Source organism: Oceanobacillus sp. FSL W7-1293, from assembly GCF_037969815.1.
Taxonomy (GTDB): domain Bacteria; phylum Bacillota; class Bacilli; order Bacillales; family Amphibacillaceae; genus Oceanobacillus; species Oceanobacillus oncorhynchi.
Genome location: NZ_CP150212.1, coordinates 1,192,563 through 1,209,167, shown reverse-complemented (window position 1 = coordinate 1,209,167; position 16,605 = coordinate 1,192,563). Strand labels below are relative to the sequence as shown.

Annotated in this window: 12 protein-coding genes, 2 tRNA genes and 3 rRNA genes; 4 read left to right on the top strand and 13 right to left on the bottom strand. The window is 42.0% G+C overall.

What is annotated here, in order from left to right; all coding sequences use genetic code 11:
* Nucleotides 1-26: 26 nt before the first annotated feature.
* Nucleotides 27-1,187, top strand: coding sequence for a CBS domain-containing protein (locus MKY65_RS06045; protein WP_339183216.1), 1,161 nt, complete (start codon nt 27-29; stop codon nt 1,185-1,187).
* A gap of 97 nt (nt 1,188-1,284) precedes the next feature.
* Here the strand turns inward: MKY65_RS06045 and MKY65_RS06040 are convergent, their stop codons facing one another.
* The 8 genes from MKY65_RS06040 to MKY65_RS06005 form a co-directional block, all read right to left on the bottom strand.
* Entirely contained in the window at nt 1,285-2,457 is a 1,173-nt protein-coding gene (locus MKY65_RS06040) for an FtsW/RodA/SpoVE family cell cycle protein (protein WP_339183215.1), read from the bottom strand.
* A 161-nt stretch (nt 2,458-2,618) separates the two neighbouring features.
* On the bottom strand, nt 2,619-3,629 hold the full coding sequence (tsaD, locus tag MKY65_RS06035) for a tRNA (adenosine(37)-N6)-threonylcarbamoyltransferase complex transferase subunit TsaD (protein WP_339183214.1): 1,011 nt from the start codon (nt 3,627-3,629) through the stop codon (nt 2,619-2,621).
* Nucleotides 3,626-4,108: a ribosomal protein S18-alanine N-acetyltransferase gene (rimI, locus tag MKY65_RS06030; RefSeq protein WP_339183213.1), complete on the bottom strand. Its 483-nt coding sequence runs from the start codon at nt 4,106-4,108 to the stop codon at nt 3,626-3,628. The genes tsaD and rimI overlap by 4 nt, the downstream gene beginning before the upstream one ends.
* A complete protein-coding gene (gene tsaB / locus MKY65_RS06025; RefSeq protein ID WP_339183212.1) occupies nt 4,072-4,776 on the bottom strand; it encodes a tRNA (adenosine(37)-N6)-threonylcarbamoyltransferase complex dimerization subunit type 1 TsaB in 705 nt (234 codons plus the stop codon). Before tsaB ends, rimI begins: the two co-directional genes overlap by 37 nt.
* Before the next feature lie 10 nt (nt 4,777-4,786).
* Nucleotides 4,787-5,233, bottom strand: coding sequence for a tRNA (adenosine(37)-N6)-threonylcarbamoyltransferase complex ATPase subunit type 1 TsaE (gene tsaE / locus MKY65_RS06020; protein ID WP_339183210.1), 447 nt, complete (start codon nt 5,231-5,233; stop codon nt 4,787-4,789).
* A 12-nt stretch (nt 5,234-5,245) separates the two neighbouring features.
* The gene (gene thiL / locus MKY65_RS06015; protein WP_339183209.1) at nt 5,246-6,205 is read right to left on the bottom strand and encodes a thiamine-phosphate kinase; all 960 of its coding nucleotides are present in this window, start codon (nt 6,203-6,205) and stop codon (nt 5,246-5,248) included.
* 215 nt (nt 6,206-6,420) lie between these two features.
* Nucleotides 6,421-6,497 (bottom strand) — tRNA-Asp (locus tag MKY65_RS06010).
* A gap of 53 nt (nt 6,498-6,550) precedes the next feature.
* Nucleotides 6,551-6,627: transfer RNA gene (locus tag MKY65_RS06005), tRNA-Met, on the bottom strand.
* A gap of 627 nt (nt 6,628-7,254) precedes the next feature.
* On the opposite strand from MKY65_RS06005, the gene MKY65_RS06000 reads away from it, so the two are divergent.
* Together MKY65_RS06000 and MKY65_RS05995 are read left to right on the top strand one after the other, a co-directional pair.
* Complete coding sequence (locus MKY65_RS06000) at nt 7,255-8,628, top strand: transposase (protein ID WP_339181899.1); 1,374 nt, start codon at nt 7,255-7,257, stop codon at nt 8,626-8,628.
* A gap of 87 nt (nt 8,629-8,715) precedes the next feature.
* A complete protein-coding gene (locus tag MKY65_RS05995) occupies nt 8,716-9,276 on the top strand; it encodes a hypothetical protein (protein ID WP_339183206.1) in 561 nt (186 codons plus the stop codon).
* 163 nt (nt 9,277-9,439) lie between these two features.
* Here MKY65_RS05995 and yidC read toward each other — a convergent pair whose 3' ends face one another.
* Entirely contained in the window at nt 9,440-10,222 is a 783-nt protein-coding gene (yidC, locus tag MKY65_RS05990; protein WP_339183203.1) for a membrane protein insertase YidC, read from the bottom strand.
* Nucleotides 10,168-10,542, bottom strand: coding sequence for a hypothetical protein (locus MKY65_RS05985; RefSeq protein WP_339183202.1), 375 nt, complete (start codon nt 10,540-10,542; stop codon nt 10,168-10,170). The genes yidC and MKY65_RS05985 overlap by 55 nt, the downstream gene beginning before the upstream one ends.
* A gap of 195 nt (nt 10,543-10,737) precedes the next feature.
* Here MKY65_RS05985 and MKY65_RS05980 point away from each other — a divergent pair, with 195 nt between their 5' ends.
* Nucleotides 10,738-11,295 (top strand): DUF1697 domain-containing protein, encoded by a 558-nt coding sequence (locus MKY65_RS05980; protein WP_339183200.1) that lies wholly within the window; start codon nt 10,738-10,740, stop codon nt 11,293-11,295.
* A 181-nt stretch (nt 11,296-11,476) separates the two neighbouring features.
* On the opposite strand, the gene rrf is transcribed toward MKY65_RS05980, so the two are convergent.
* The 3 genes from rrf to MKY65_RS05965 all read right to left on the bottom strand — a co-directional run bounded on the left by rrf (nt 11,477) and on the right by MKY65_RS05965 (nt 16,471).
* Nucleotides 11,477-11,592 (bottom strand): 5S ribosomal RNA (rrf, locus tag MKY65_RS05975).
* A gap of 141 nt (nt 11,593-11,733) precedes the next feature.
* Nucleotides 11,734-14,655 (bottom strand): 23S ribosomal RNA (locus MKY65_RS05970).
* Nucleotides 14,656-14,909: 254 nt separating this feature from the next.
* Nucleotides 14,910-16,471 (bottom strand): 16S ribosomal RNA (locus MKY65_RS05965).
* The 16S, 23S and 5S rRNA genes sit together here, the layout of an rRNA operon.
* Nucleotides 16,472-16,605 lie beyond the last annotated feature (134 nt).

The window sequence follows — 16,605 nt, the reverse complement described above, 5'->3', positions numbered from 1 at the left end:
ATTTGATAAACGGAGGTTGTTATCCCGTGGCGATACCCATCGTTACTTTTTTAGTTTTCATTCTTGCCAGTTTGATGTACTATGCTATCAAAGAAACAATGCTGTCTCAATCGACCGCAGCAGAAGTACGTTCCCATTCCTTTCTTCGTTTCCTTCGCTTTGCCGTGATATTTATCGGCCTTTTCAGCAGTGTATGGCTTACTGCGGCTGTCACTCTTCCGCTTGGTCAGGCTCTCTTTCATTCGGGTTTACCTTTTCCACAAAATCTAAATGAGTTTATGTTTCTATTTGGCTCCAGTCTGCTTTTATTTGGCTTGTGGGTCAGCTTAGGATATCTTTTGCCTAAATGGCTGGCAAATCATCATTCTCAGCTTATTGCACAAGGATTATCCCGGCTGATGCCGTATCCCTTCAAGAAAAAAATGAATGATAAAACCATACAATCGGAAAATCGTCATGTAGCTCAAAATATTATCGAATTCAGCGGCAGGGATGTAGGAGAAATTGCAACACATCGTACGGATTTAACCGTTCTGCAAATAGATGCAACCATGGAAGAAGTATTTGCTGCTGTGCAAGAAACCGAATTTACAAGAATTCCAGTTTATGATGAAGATATTGACCAAATCGCTGGGATATTACATGTAAAAGATTTCTTTCGAAGTCTGAAATCAGGTGGATCTCCTGCTTTCTTTTCTCTTCATCATATTATTCGCCCTGCTGTATATGTCAGAATAAATCAAGAAATGGATGAAGTTTTTAAGGATATGAGGGAAAGAGATTACAGCATCGCCATGGTTCTCGATGAATTTGGAGGAACATTTGGGTTAATTACTTTGGAAGATATTATCAGAGACATAACGAAAGACTTATTAGGAGAACAGAAGCCAATGGCAACAGAGTCAAAGGACATCCTGCCGCTTTCCGGTAATCGTTATCTGATTAACGGGGCGGTCAGCCTGTTTATATTAGAGGGAACACTTGGAATCACTTTTCCAATCGATACACCGCATCAGACGTTGGACAGCTTTTTATCGGAATTAATGAAACAGCAGCCTGACAATCCAAACACGATACACTATAAGCATCTATTATTTACTGTACATTCTGCAAAGGACAATCCTATTGAATCTGTGGTTGTTACAGTATATGAAGAGGATTTGATGGGACAGCAATTTACCGGCTGATTTTATATAAAATAGAAAGAAGTGCTTGGAATACCATATCCAAGCACTTCTTTCTATTTTAATTACATGTTCAAATTTTGTTCCTGATGCCATCCTTTTATTTAAATAAATAGTCGTTCTGTATCGTTTCTTCCACAGCAACGCGATAAACGACCGCCATACCCAGCATGGTCGACATCACCGAGCTTCCTCCGTAACTTATCAGAAGCAAAGGAATCCCGGTAACTGGCATGATTCCTACTGTCATACCAATGTTTTGAAAGACGTGAACAAGCATCAAGCTCAAAAACCCAAAGCAGAAATAAGCGCCAAATGGCGAGTGCTTATAAATATTTAAGCCGAGCGTTACCAGTTTATATAAAAGCATAAAATAAAGTAGAACAACAAAAGCGCTGCCGACAAAACCAAAACTTTCTCCAATAACAGAGAAGATAAAATCAGTCTGGGCTTCCGGATAATTTACTTCCACGCTTCCTATTCCCTTACCAAATAATTGCCCTGACCCGAGCGCCATATGTGAGCGTTCAAAGTGATAATTAGCATCTGCTGACTGCTGTGAGGGATCAAACCAAGTCATCACACGATCAATTTGATAGGGCGCTACTCCAATTGTCTCTTCCGCAAATTCCGGAAATTCAATGATAACGAATAAAGCACTGGCTATAACAGCAACTCCTACAATAATTAGAGAAAAGATGATTCTCCAATTAATCCCGGATAAAATAATCAGCATGCCGGCAATAAATAAATACACCATGGCTGTACCAAAGTCCGGCTGCAGCATAATTAAAAACACCGGGATGGCTATATACAGCAATAATTTACCAAGAAGCTGTATATCTGTCTTTAACGTACTTACTTCAAATTTTTCCTTATGCCTGCTGACGACTGCCGATAAAAATAGTATAGTTGATATTTTAACAAACTCTGCCGGCTGCAACGTCAATCCTGGTATAAAGGTATACCAGCTTTTCGCACCGTTTATTTCTCTCGCAATAAAGTCAGGACTGATAGGGATAAGCGCCAGCAGGACAATCCCACCTATATAAATATAGAGACTTGTTTTATACAACTGCTCTAAGTCTAAAAATTGAATAGCAGCAATCATACCGACTCCAATTGCGTAAAAGAGCATTTGCCGTATCAGAAAGTTTGTACTATATTGTTCCAGCTGCTGTGCATTGTACACGGCCAGAAAGCTTATTATTGCGAAAGCAATCAATAATAAGATTAAATCGGTTTGAAAATAATAATTTTGTTTTTTATTCATCGGATTCCCACCAAATTTCTCCTGTCGCTACCCTTGATTTTCATGAGCCAATCTCACAAGATAAGCTGTTATCATTAATGGTAATTTCAACATCATCCATTATGTTACATAAAAACCAATCTGCATTCTTGCAAATCACAAGCTTTCATTATTTACTATTTCTATTCTAACATTAAAGAAGGATTTGCGTTTAAATCAAGTGCTTTAAATTTTTCTTTTTCATACAAAATCGTTCCGGCTGCCGCAATCATAGCGGCGTTATCTGTACATAAATGAATCGGTGGAATGTACAATTCCGTATCTGTATGATTAAAACGATTTTTCAAGCTTTGCCGCAAGCCTTTATTCGCTGCAACACCGCCCGCAACAATAACCTGCTTCACCTTATACTCCTGTGCTGCCCGGTATGTTTTTTCAATCAATACGTCAATTACACTTTGTTGAAAGCTCGCAGCAACATCTGTGGGATTCAGGGTTTCTCCGCGCTGTTCAGCGTTATGGAGCGTATTGATAACTGCTGACTTTAAGCCGCTGAAGCTAAAGTCATAGCTTCCTTCTTCCAGCCACGCACGCGGGAAATCAATCGTATCCTTCCCTTCTGCACTTAAACGGTCAATTTGCGGCCCTCCTGGGTAAGGAAGCTTCAGCATTCTTGCTACTTTATCATAGGCTTCTCCAGCTGCATCGTCTCTTGTTTCACCAATTAATTCATAATCATAATGATCTTTCATGATAACCAGCTCTGTATGCCCTCCAGAAACAATCAGGGCCAATAACGGAAAAGCAAATTCATTTTCTAAACGGTTTGCATAAATATGCCCGGCAATATGATGAACACCAATAAGCGGTTTATTTTTTGCAAAGGCAAGAGCTTTCGCAGCGTTGACCCCGACAAGAAGGGCGCCTACTAAGCCCGGGCCTTCTGTGACTGCAATTGCATCGATATCCTCCCAGGTTACGTCCGCCTGATTCACTGCTTCCTCTAAAACCATCGTCATTTGCTCAACATGATGTCTGGAAGCTATTTCAGGAACCACACCGCCGAATCGCTTATGGCTTTCAATTTGTGAGGCAACCACATTTGAAAGTATTTCACGTCCGTTCTTTACAATCGATGCAGCCGTCTCATCACAGCTTGTTTCTATACCTAATATCATTGTATCTTTTTTCATTTTAAATTCACCCACATTACAATAGCATCTTCAAAATTATCCGTGTAATAATGCTTTCTAATCCCGCCAGGTACAAGCCCGAATTTCTTATATAGAGATTGTGCAACGGTATTTGAAACACGTACTTCCAAGGAGAGACGCTCCACCCCGTTACCGGTCATAAATGTCGTAACATATCCAAATAGCTTTTTCCCGATTTTGCGCCCGCGCATATCGGGATGAACAGCAAAATTTGTAATCTGCCCATCTTCAAATACAACCCATGAACCAATATAGCCGACAATTCTGTCCTCCAGGCAGGCTACAAAATAATAAGCATGATCATTTTCACACAGCTCTTTATGAAAAATCTCTGCATCCCACGGTCCTGTAAAAGCAGCTTCTTCCACTTCCATTACTCCCGGAACATCCTCCAGATTCATCTGACGAATAACAAGCTCACTCATGAATCTGCTTGTTCCTTCTGCTGTTTTTGCCAATTTGCTTCTGCCTCTGCCAAACGAAGATAGTTCGGAACGAGCGCATGCACAGAACCAGCTTCTCTTTCTCTTCCCAGCAAAGCCAAGTGGGCTGCTCTCGGCAGTTGGAATGATGAATCAGCAATCACAGCTTTATCCTGTAAATGCTCTTTAATAACTTCTTTAAATGCATCGATATCCTGGCTTAAGAACAAGACGTTTTCTCCTGTTTCTTTCAGCTTTGCAAGCCATTCTGTCATTAAAATATTTTCTTCTTCCATTACCGTTTCAAGCTTTCCATTTTTCCATCGATACGTCCCTGTATAAACTAAACCACGTCTGGCATCAAAAAACGGACAAATGATTCCATCAAATAAAACCCCCTGGTAAGCAAATGCTTCCAAGCTCGATACACCGATAACCGGGATGTTTAACGTCCAGGCCATTGTTTTGGCTGTAGCCAGACCAATTCGAACACCTGTAAAAGAACCGGGTCCTTTCGCAACGACAATCCTGTCTAATTCAGATGGAGTGATATGTACATCCTGCATCAGCTTTTCCACCGCCGGCATTAAACGTACGGAATGGTTCTTAGCAATATTCGTAGTGATTTCACCGATTAATTGTTTATCTTCTAATAATGCCACACTTAAAACCTGATTGGAAGTATCCATCGCAAGTATTTTCATAAAAAAACTCCTAACTTAATGCTTTGACAACTTGTTCAAAATGCTCCCCGAAAGGAGTAAGTGTTATTTCACGCTGAGCTGCATCTTCTGTATAATGCAGTTTGATATCCAGCCGTTCCTTTGGAAGAAAATCTTCAATAAAGCTTGCCCATTCAATCACAGTGACACCATCTCCAAAGAAATAGTCATCAAAGCCGATATCCTCCATCGAATTTTCCAAACGATACACATCCATATGATAAAGCGGCAAGCGCCCACGGTATTCCTTTACAATTGTAAAAGTCGGACTGCTGATATTCCGCTTGATATCTAATCCCTGTGCCAGACCTTTTGTAAACGTCGTTTTCCCGACACCTAATTGACCTTCAAGCGTCAAAACATCGTTCGGCTGTAATTTTTCAGCCAGCCGGCAGGCAAAATCCTGTGTATCTTTTTCTGTTTTTAATAGCCTCTGCATCAACGCATTCACCTACTTTAAATGTGTATATCCACTTTTCATTAATTTTTTCGTCTCTCCATGCATCTGAATGAGAACACCTGGCTCTTCTGCTTGACAGACATAGCCAATCTGCTGGATAGGCGTATCTGTCTGGACAGCAATTTCCTGTACTCGCGGCCAATTCACCTCTGACACGGTCCCTAGGAGCTCAAAGTCTTCTCCTCCTGACAGCTTCCAGTCATACTGCTGCCCTTTGGAAAACTGTTGAAAACTGTTAGAAACAGGAATTTTTTCTTCTATAATTGTAAGCTCCACATTGGAAGCCTCTGCTATTTCATTTGCTTCACTTGAAATACCATCGCTTATATCATTTAAAGCCACGCGGTCTATCTCCCGTAATCCTAATGCCAATGCTACTCTCGGATTCGGCAAGCGGTGACGCTCGATATAATAATCTTTATCCTTACAGTCCTGTCCTTGCAGCAGGATCTCTAACCCTGCTCTGGAGTCTCCTAAGGTTCCAGTCGCAAAAACAATATCATTTGGCTCTGCATGGCTTCTGTATCTTGCTTTATTCTCTGGCACGTAACCCATTGCTGTAATCGAGATCATCAAACGTTCACTCGACACCGTATCTCCGCCAATCAAGTCCATTTGATACATCGATGCCAATTCATGCATTCCTTGATAAATCTCCTCTAACGCTGATTGTTTCCAGTTTTTCGGGATGCACATCGACACCAAATAAAAGGCAGGCTCTGCTCCCATAGCTGCTAAATCACTAATATTTGCAGCCAGTATACGATACCCAATATGAAAGGGGGCCATCGTTTCTAAGGAAAAATGGATATTTTCCACAAACGTATCTACCGTGGTGACAATATCAGATGTGCTGCGAAAAACAGCAGCATCGTCCCCGATTCCTTTAATCAATGCAGGTTGATTATATGTATTTGGTTTAATGGCGTTAATAAATGAAAATTCATCCATGCTATCACCAATTCCTTTATTTTCTACTATTTATCATAGCAAATCAACAGCAAAAAATAAAAATTTATGTCATGCAAATCAGTGTAATTTATTCCAACGGCACGTTTTCCTTATTTTCAAATACCTAAGCATGCTTGCTTCATTTATGGCATTAAAAAAACACATGTTTCTCATCGGAAACCATGTGTTGCTGATTACTATTTTTTTTAAAATCATGGCGGTCCGGACGGGACTCGAACCCGCGACCTCCTGCGTGACAGGCAGGCATTCTAACCAACTGAACTACCGGACCTAAGTATGTACTCTCTCTTATCCAGTACTTCGATGGTGAATCTGGATCTTATTTGGTTGCGGGGGCAGGATTTGAACCTGCGACCTTTGGGTTATGAGCCCAACGAGCTGCCAGACTGCTCCACCCCGCGATGTGAATAATTAATTTTTTCAATGCCTTTATTTAAGGACAAGATTTATTATATCTCTTTTTAGAGAATAATGCAATACCTTTTTAAAACTTTTTCATATTTATTTGCTTATCTATAAGTTTAACCAAGATAATCATTATCTATAACTATTTTGGAGAATGATTACATATTGTTTACAAGCTGAAGATAGTTTTTCTTTAAAACAGCTATTATCATTCAAAGCAGCATCTGATATAATTTGTTAATATGTGACATTTTCAGTCTCAAAAAGTATTAAATAAGAAATAAGGAGATTATTGAATTGACTTTATTAACCCTTTTTATTCTGATTTTGCTAATCATACTTCCACTTATTACATATGTTTTTTTCACAGTCTATAAAGAAAAAAGCTTAGATTACGTTCTTATTATTTAATAGAAGCTATGATTATTATACTGCTAACAACGACGGGCCATATATATTATTATTATATTTATAATTTGAATATTTTACCAGATGAGTGAATTTCATAATTCAAAGCCCTTGTGTCCCAAGCTTTTTGAAACATAAAAAAAGAAGTACCTCCCCAAATCTTGTATAATGGTAGTTACCCAGAAAACCATAAAAAGACTGGAGGAGTACTTCTTATGACCATTATACGACAACCGAGTCTATTTGGCATCCAAGAATTATATGACATGGAACCTACCCAAAAATATGAAGCGATTATTTCAGCGATTGATCTGGATCGTATTTATCATGCGATTAATAAGAAATCCCGGCTTGGAGCGCCTGTTGAGCTAAATTATGCAGGGATGATTATTTCCTTTTTTATTCGCTACATCGAGCGTATCCCAACCATCAAAGACTTAATCAAGCGTCTAAATGATGACTTTATCTTTAAAATGAACTGCGGATTTCTTGTTTCCGATTCTACACCATCAGAAGCTGCTTATTCCCGCTTGGTAACGAAATTGAGTGAATCAGATATTTTAGAAAAATCCTTCGAAAGCGTAACGCTGGCAGCCGTCACCGAAGGGTTTATTGTCGATGAAGTCATTGCCATTGATGCAACCCATTTTGAAGCACGAGATAAGGCACCTGCCAAAAAAGAAGAAAAATCAGAAACTACGCCAAAAAAGCGCGGACGCAAATCCAAAGAAGAACGCGAACAGTACCTTAAAGACCAAGCGGAAAAGGAAGCAAACCTGCCATTGTATGAAAAGAAAATCGAAGCACAGTTAGACGTTCCGTTAGACATCTTGCGTGCAGAAGTGCCAATAGCCCCCAAATGGGGTGTGAAAAAGAATGCAGATGGTAAAAATGAATACTGGTTTGGCTATAAAGCCCACCTCGCAGTTGGTGCATCCAGCCAATATATTCTGCAATCTTTGTTTTCATCTGGCAGCTTAAATGATGGGAAAGCCGCTATTGCCCTATTGAAGGGAATGGATCAACGACTTCCGCTTACGTCTGCTTCTTACCAGACATTGGATGCGGGTTATGATTTTGAACCGATTTATGAACAGATTCATCGCATGTGTCAACAGTCTGTCATTGCCTATAATAAGCGCAATGAAGGCGAAATGATCGGGTTTGATAAGGATTTTGCCCCAACCTGTTTGCGAGAACATTCCTATAAATATGACAGCTTTGATCCGAAATACGAAACATTGAAATATACCAGACCAAAGGAATGCAGCGACTGTCCCCTTGCGAATGAAGGTATCTGTCAAAAAGTGTATAAAATCAAGATAACTACCGATTTAAGAAGGTATACCGCACCAGCACGAGGATCAAAAGCTTGGAAAAATATTTTCAAACAACGGACAGCAGTAGAACGTGTTAATGCTTATCTGAAAGAGTTCTATCAGCTAAACAATGTTCGTTATCGCACTGGAAAGCGTGCAAAAGTTCATTTTGACATGGTCGCTTTGATTTATAATGCTTCCAAATTAGCTGCTGATCGCATCCAAGCAGAGCTTATTCAGCAACAACAAGCGCATAATTTTTGTTTTTAAAAATACACTTTCGAAAATTCGGTTCGTCTTTGTATTTTTAAAAAGAGCAATTATGAAATTCATTCAGATACAAAAAATTTAAATACGATGACTTTTATCCTGTTAGGCGTTACGGTTATCCTGTATATTTTTGACAGTATTTTCAGCAGAGTTAAAAATACGCAAAAAGTATCTGTTCAAATAACCGCTATTTTCTTTCTCATCTTATTACTCTTTCTCACTTGGATAATTCCTTTAGGACATAAATATTTATATGTGAACAGGCTGGATACAAAAGAAGAATTATTTGCAAACCCAAATGCAAAAAGAGTAATGATAGATGAAGATAAGAATATGATGGTAGCACTCGTTGACTCATCATACGATCCATTAACGCGGCCACGTACCGGCAGATCATATGATAATTATTTTTACATAAGAAATAATGGCAGCACTCCATATAACGGAAATATTTATTTAACACTGTTTAATGAAGATAATGAAACTACCGATGTAAAATTGTTTGAAGAAGTAACAGTTGGTCCAAATTCTGAACAGCTCCTTATCGAAACAAGAAAAAATTCATTTCAGGCCAGTGAGTGGAACGAGCAGTCGTTTACTACAAAGCAAAAGGTTGAAACCTTTGAGACAGTGATATCAGGCAAATAAATTGTTTATCTGATAATGCCTGAAAGATTAATAGACATTAATAAAACGCTTATTTCGTCTATTAGATTAGACAAAATAAGCGTTTTTCAGAGCATGTTATCGACCTGACTCCAGTACGGAAAAGAAATTGATATTTTTTATATTCTTTTACCAGTCTCTCTTATTAATGCACATATTTTTTTATAATCAGTGTCTGTACAACCATAAACATTCCGCCGACAGCCCAGTACAAAGGTAGCGCTGCAGGTGCATTTAAGGAGACCACTCCAATCATAATCGGAGATATAAAGCTCATAACTGCCATTTGCTTTCGCTGAGCTTCATCCATACCAATCAGACTCACTCTTGCTTGAAGATAATAAATAAGTACAGCAAAAACAACAAATAAAATATCTGTTTCTCCTAAACTAAACCATAGAAAGGAGTGCTCAGCTATTTCCGGAGTCCGCATAATAGCATAATAAAATCCCAGAAGAATAGGCATCTGAATGATTAGCGGTAAACATCCTACAGCCATCTTTACCGGGTTAAAATCATGCTTTTTATAAACTTCACTAAGCTCTCTCTGCATACTTAGCTGATCTTCTGTACTGCTCTTTCCTTTATATTTCTTTTGAATCTCGTCCATCTCAGGCTTCATAACTGCCATTTTCTTTTGCGAGTCTTTACTATTCTTTGACTGGCGAATAAAGAACGGCATTAACACAAATCGGATAATAATTGTAATCAATACAATAGCAATCCCATAACTGCCCTGAAATAAAGAAGCAATCTGCTTTATCAACAGAGAAAAGGGATATACAAAATAATGCTCAAAAAACCCTGTTGATGAACTGTCAATAGGTACGTTATTCCCTCCGCACCCCGCAAGTACAAAGACAAGCAATAGTACTAAAATGAAAAGTCTATATTTCTTAAAGGCTGTGAGTAAGCCATGTTTTTCCATAATTCTCCTCCTCTTATTTTAAACTCATTTTTAAAATAAGAGGATACATTATCCATTTTATCATCTTTTTGGTCGACTCTTTTAAATGTGATGATGAGCCAAATCAGAAAGGGTTCATTAATAATTAAGGTCTTTCCCATTTGGTTCATATTAATTTTAATATTGCGATGCTTACTGCCAAAAGAGTATTCATAGATAATTGGATTATTATGATGCAGATTAACAAAATACATAATTCCCATTGTCATTAAAATAACACCAAAATACATATAAAAGATGGAAGAATCTATCAACGCATTATTAAACAATTCCAATAACATACTTACTCACCTCCTTCACATATTAATGTTTAAGCTGATTATAATTATATCAAAAAAATAAACAATTTCCTATCTGCAGCTACTTACAGAACTAGGGAGTTTATTATTGGTTTCTTTTTTGTATTGCTTCAGTCAATAGAGTAAAATAATAAAAAGAATACTGGACTACACTCACATAAAAGGAGTTGACAGGCTATGACAGGATATATTGCATTATTACGAGGTATTAATGCAGGCGGAAAAAATAAGATGAAGATGGCGGAATTGCGAGAATCTCTTACAGCAATAGGTTTAGAAAATGTTCGAACATATATACAGAGCGGAAATATCTTATTTCAATCCAATAAACAGAAAAAAATACTTAAAGAGGAAATAGAATATAAAATAATGCAAGATTATCAACTTTCCATTCCTGTGATTTTGAGAACCTCCGAAGAATGGGAACAGATAATGAAAGCTTGTCCCTTCTCTGCAGAAGAGATCACAAAAGCTGAAGCAGATTCTATAGGAGAGAGTCTCTATGTAGCTTTTTTTCCAAGCAATCCGTCGAAAGATAATTTAGTAAGTTTACAAAAATTCCAAAATGAAAAGGAAAAATTTCATATTCAAAACAAAGAAATGTATCTTCTATTTTTTGATAGTATCCGCAACTCGAAACTGGCAAATCAACTTCAGAAACTGGATATTCAGTCTACAACTCGTAATTGGAAAACAGTCAATAAATTGGCGGCACTGTCCAAAGCAACGGAATAAAGGGACTAGGATTAAAAATATTTAAACTTGATAAACTTCGAAATATCGATTATACGAGTAATTGCAACACCTTTAGAAAGTCAGGCAAGCTCAGATATATACTGAACTTGCCTTTAGTGTATCCATGTTTACTTATCCAAAAAAAAAGAGCTAAGCATGATGCTTAACTCTTTTTCAATATGCCTGGCAACGTCCTACTCTCGCAGGGGGAAGCCCCCAACTACCATTGGCGCTGAAGAACTTAACTTCTGTGTTCGGCATGGGAACAGGTGTGACCTCTTCGCTCTCGCCACCAGACAATAAAATATGTAACTTGAAGATGTTTCCTGAAAAACAAGGACAAGTTATATTATATGCATTTTAGAATAAAAATGCAATACTTTTTTTCAAGAATTTGCACCCTGAAAACTAAATAAGAGTAACGTGACATGAAAAAACTTAGATAAGTCCTCAATCGATTAGTATCCGTCAGCTGCACGTGTCGCCACGCTTCCACCTCGGACCTATCAACCTCATCGTCTCTGAGGGATTTTACTCACTTAAAGTGATGGGAAGTTTCATCTTGAGGGGGGCTTCATGCTTAGATGCTTTCAGCACTTATCCTTACCACACGTAGCTACCCAGCAATGCTCCTGGCGGAACAACTGGTACACCAGCGGTGTGTCCATCCCGGTCCTCTCGTACTAAGGACAGCTCCTCTCAAACTTCCAACGCCCACGACGGATAGGGACCGAACTGTCTCACGACGTTCTGAACCCAGCTCGCGTACCGCTTTAATGGGCGAACAGCCCAACCCTTGGGACCGACTACAGCCCCAGGATGCGATGAGCCGACATCGAGGTGCCAAACCTCCCCGTCGATGTGAACTCTTGGGGGAGATAAGCCTGTTATCCCCGGGGTAGCTTTTATCCGTTGAGCGATGGCCCTTCCATGCGGAACCACCGGATCACTAAGCCCGACTTTCGTCCCTGCTCGACTTGTAGGTCTCGCAGTCAAGCTCCCTTCTGCCTTTACACTCTTCGAATGATTTCCAACCATTCTGAGGGAACCTTTGGGCGCCTCCGTTACCTTTTAGGAGGCGACCGCCCCAGTCAAACTGCCCGCCTGACACTGTCTCCGAACCGGATTACGGTCCTGGGTTAGAATGGTCATACAGTTAGGGTGGTATCCCACGGATGCCTCCACGTAAGCTGGCGCTCACGCTTCAAAGGCTCCCACCTATCCTGTACAAACTGCACAAACATTCCATATCAGGCTACAGTAAAGCTCCACGGGGTCTTTCCGTCCTGTCGCGGGTAATGCGCATCTTCACGCATAGTATAATTTCACCGGGTCTCTCGTTGAGACAGTGCCCAAGTCGTTGCACCTTTCGTGCGGGTCGGAACTTACCCGACAAGGAATTTCGCTACCTTAGGACCGTTATAGTTACGGCCGCCGTTTACTGGGGCTTCGGTTCAAAGCTTCGCTCCGAAGAGCTAACTCTTCCCCTTAACCTTCCAGCACCGGGCAGGTGTCAGCCCCTATACTTCGCCTTTCGGCTTCGCAGAGACCTGTGTTTTTGCTAAACAGTCGCTTGGGCCTATTCACTGCGGCTCACTCACAAGTGAGCACCCCTTCTCCCGAAGTTACGGGGTCATTTTGCCGAGTTCCTTAACGAGAGTTCTCCCGCTCACCTTAGGATTCTCTCCTCGCCTACCTGTGTCGGTTTGCGGTACGGGCACCTATGATCTAACTAGAGGCTTTTCTTGGCAGTGTGAAATCAGGAACTTCGGTACTCTATTTCCCTCCCCGTCACAGCTCAGAATCATGTCAGACGGATTTGCCTGTCTGACTTCCTCGCATGCTTGGACGCACATCCATCGGTGCGCACTCCTTATCCTCCTGCGTCCCCCCATTGCTCAAACAATCATGAGGTGGTACAGGAATATCAACCTGTTGTCCATCGCCTACGCCTGTCGGCCTCGGCTTAGGTCCCGACTAACCCTGAGAGGACGAGCCTTCCTCAGGAAACCTTAGGCATTCGGTGAAAGAGATTCTCACTCTTTTTTCGCTACTCATACCGGCATTCTCACTTCAAAGCGCTCCACCAGTCCTCACGGTCTGACTTCGCAGCACTTTGAACGCTCTCCTACCATTGTTCGTAAGAACAATCCGCAGCTTCGGTGATACGTTTAGCCCCGGTACATTTTCGGCGCAGCGTCACTCGACCAGTGAGCTATTACGCACTCTTTCAATGATGGCTGCTTCTAAGCCAACATCCTGGTTGTCTGTGCAACGCCACATCCTTTTCCACTTAACGTATACTTTGGGACCTTAGCTGGCGGTCTGGGCTGTTTCCCTTTCGACTATGAACCTTATCACCCATAGTCTGACTCCCAAGTGTAAGTAACTGGCATTCGGAGTTTGACTGAATTCGGTAACCCGGTAGGGGCCCCTAGTCCAATCAGTGCTCTACCTCCAGTACTCTCTATCTTGAGGCTAGCCCTAAAGCTATTTCGGAGAGAACCAGCTATCTCTGTGTTCGATTGGAATTTCACCGCTACCCACACCTCATCCCCGCATTTTTCAACATACGTGGGTTCGGGCCTCCAGTCAGTGTTACCTGACCTTCACCCTGGACATGGGTAGATCACACAGTTTCGGGTCTACGACCGCATACTCATTCGCCCTGTTCAGACTCGCTTTCGCTACGGCTCCGTGTCTTCCACTTAACCTTGCATACGATCGTAACTCGCCGGTCCATTCTACAAAAGGTACGCCGTCACCCATTAACGGGCTTCGACTACTTGTAGGCACACGGTTTCAGGTTCTATTTCACTCCCCTCCCGGGGTGCTTTTCACCTTTCCCTCACGGTACTGGTTCACTATCGGTCACTAGGGAGTATTTAGCCTTGGGAGATGGTCCTCCCGGATTCCGACGGAATTCCACGTGTTCCGCCGTACTCAGGATACACTCCGGAGGAAATTCTTTTTCGATTACAGGGCTGTTACCCTCTTTGGCTGACCTTTCCAGATCGATTCATCTAAAGAATTTCTTTGTCACTCCAATGGAATGTCCTACAACCCCAAGAAGCAAGCTTCTTGGTTTGGGCTCTTTCCGTTTCGCTCGCCGCTACTCAGGAAATCGATGTTTCTTTCTCTTCCTCCAGGTACTGAGATGTTTCAGTTCCCCGGGTCTGCCTCACCTATCCTATGTATTCAGATAGATGTACTGTTCCATTACGAACAGTGGGTTCCCCCATTCGGAAATCCTCGGATATAACGTTTACTTACAACTCCCCGAGGCATATCGGTGTTAGTCCCGTCCTTCATCGGCTCCTAGTGCCAAGGCATCCACCGTGCGCCCTTATTCACTTAACTAAAGTTTTTGAATAAGATGGCTGATTACAGAATGTAATCAGTTGTGTCGCTATATCAATAGCTTTTTTGCCTTATTTTTAAAGTTTGATGTCGTTGTTACTCTTATTTAGTTTTCAAGGTACAAGCTTCCTTTGAGAGAATTGCTCTCTCAAAACTGAACCAAACAACCACGTACGATGGCCCACACGATGTGGGTTATGTCGATGTTGCCACAGGATGTGGCGAACTTAATCGACGTTCCTTTTAATCCTTAGAAAGGAGGTGATCCAGCCGCACCTTCCGATACGGCTACCTTGTTACGACTTCACCCCAATCATTCGTCCCACCTTCGGCGGCTGGCTCCAAAAGGTTACCTCACCGACTTCGGGTGTTACGAACTCTCGTGGTGTGACGGGCGGTGTGTACAAGACCCGGGAACGTATTCACCGCGGCATGCTGATCCGCGATTACTAGCGATTCCGGCTTCATGCAGGCGAGTTGCAGCCTGCAATCCGAACTGAGAACGGTTTTATGGGATTTGCTGGACCTCGCGGGTTCGCTTCCCTTTGTTCCGTCCATTGTAGCACGTGTGTAGCCCAGGTCATAAGGGGCATGATGATTTGACGTCATCCCCACCTTCCTCCGGTTTGTCACCGGCAGTCACCTTAGAGTGCCCAACTGAATGCTGGCAACTAAGATTAAGGGTTGCGCTCGTTGCGGGACTTAACCCAACATCTCACGACACGAGCTGACGACAACCATGCACCACCTGTCACTTTGTCCCCGAAGGGAAAACTCTATCTCTAGAGTGGTCAAAGGATGTCAAGACCTGGTAAGGTTCTTCGCGTTGCTTCGAATTAAACCACATGCTCCACCGCTTGTGCGGGTCCCCGTCAATTCTTTTGAGTTTCAGCCTTGCGGCCGTACTCCCCAGGCGGAGTGCTTAATGCGTTAACTTCAGCACTAAGGGGCGGAAACCCCCTAACACCTAGCACTCATCGTTTACGGCGTGGACTACCAGGGTATCTAATCCTGTTCGCTCCCCACGCTTTCGCTCCTCAGCGTCAGTTACAGACCAGAGAGTCGCCTTCGCCACTGGTGTTCCTCCACATCTCTACGCATTTCACCGCTACACGTGGAATTCCACTCTCCTCTTCTGCACTCAAGTCCTCCAGTTTCCAATGCACGTTTGCGGTTGAGCCGCAAGATTTCACATCAGACTTAAAGAACCGCCTGCGAGCGCTTTACGCCCAATAATTCCGGACAACGCTTGCCACCTACGTATTACCGCGGCTGCTGGCACGTAGTTAGCCGTGGCTTTCTGGTCGGGTACCGTCAAGGTACGATCAGTTACTATCATACTTGTTCTTCCCCGACAACAGAGTTTTACGATCCGAAAACCTTCATCACTCACGCGGCGTTGCTCCGTCAGACTTTCGTCCATTGCGGAAGATTCCCTACTGCTGCCTCCCGTAGGAGTCTGGGCCGTGTCTCAGTCCCAGTGTGGCCGATCACCCTCTCAGGTCGGCTACGCATCGTCGCCTTGGTGAGCCGTTACCTCACCAACTAGCTAATGCGCCGCAGGCCCATCTGTAAGTGACAGCAAAAGCCGCCTTTCAACTTTCCATCAGGTGATAGAAAGTGTTATCCGGTATTAGCTCGCGTTTCCGCGAGTTATCCCAGTCTTACAGGCAGGTTGCCTACGTGTTACTCACCCGTCCGCCGCTCGTTCCACGAACTTCCCTCCGAAGAGTTCCGTTCGCTTCCCGCGCTCGACTTGCATGTATTAGGCACGCCGCCAGCGTTCGTCCTGAGCCAAGATCAAACTCTCCATAAAAGTGTTTGAAACTTTAGCTTTCAGAAGTCAACTTCTGACTTATTTTTTAAGAAAAACGAGGTGTTTTTCTTCTTTCGTACTGGTTGTTTTGTTCAGTTTTCAAAGAGCAATTTGTTTGTCACTTCTAAAAACAG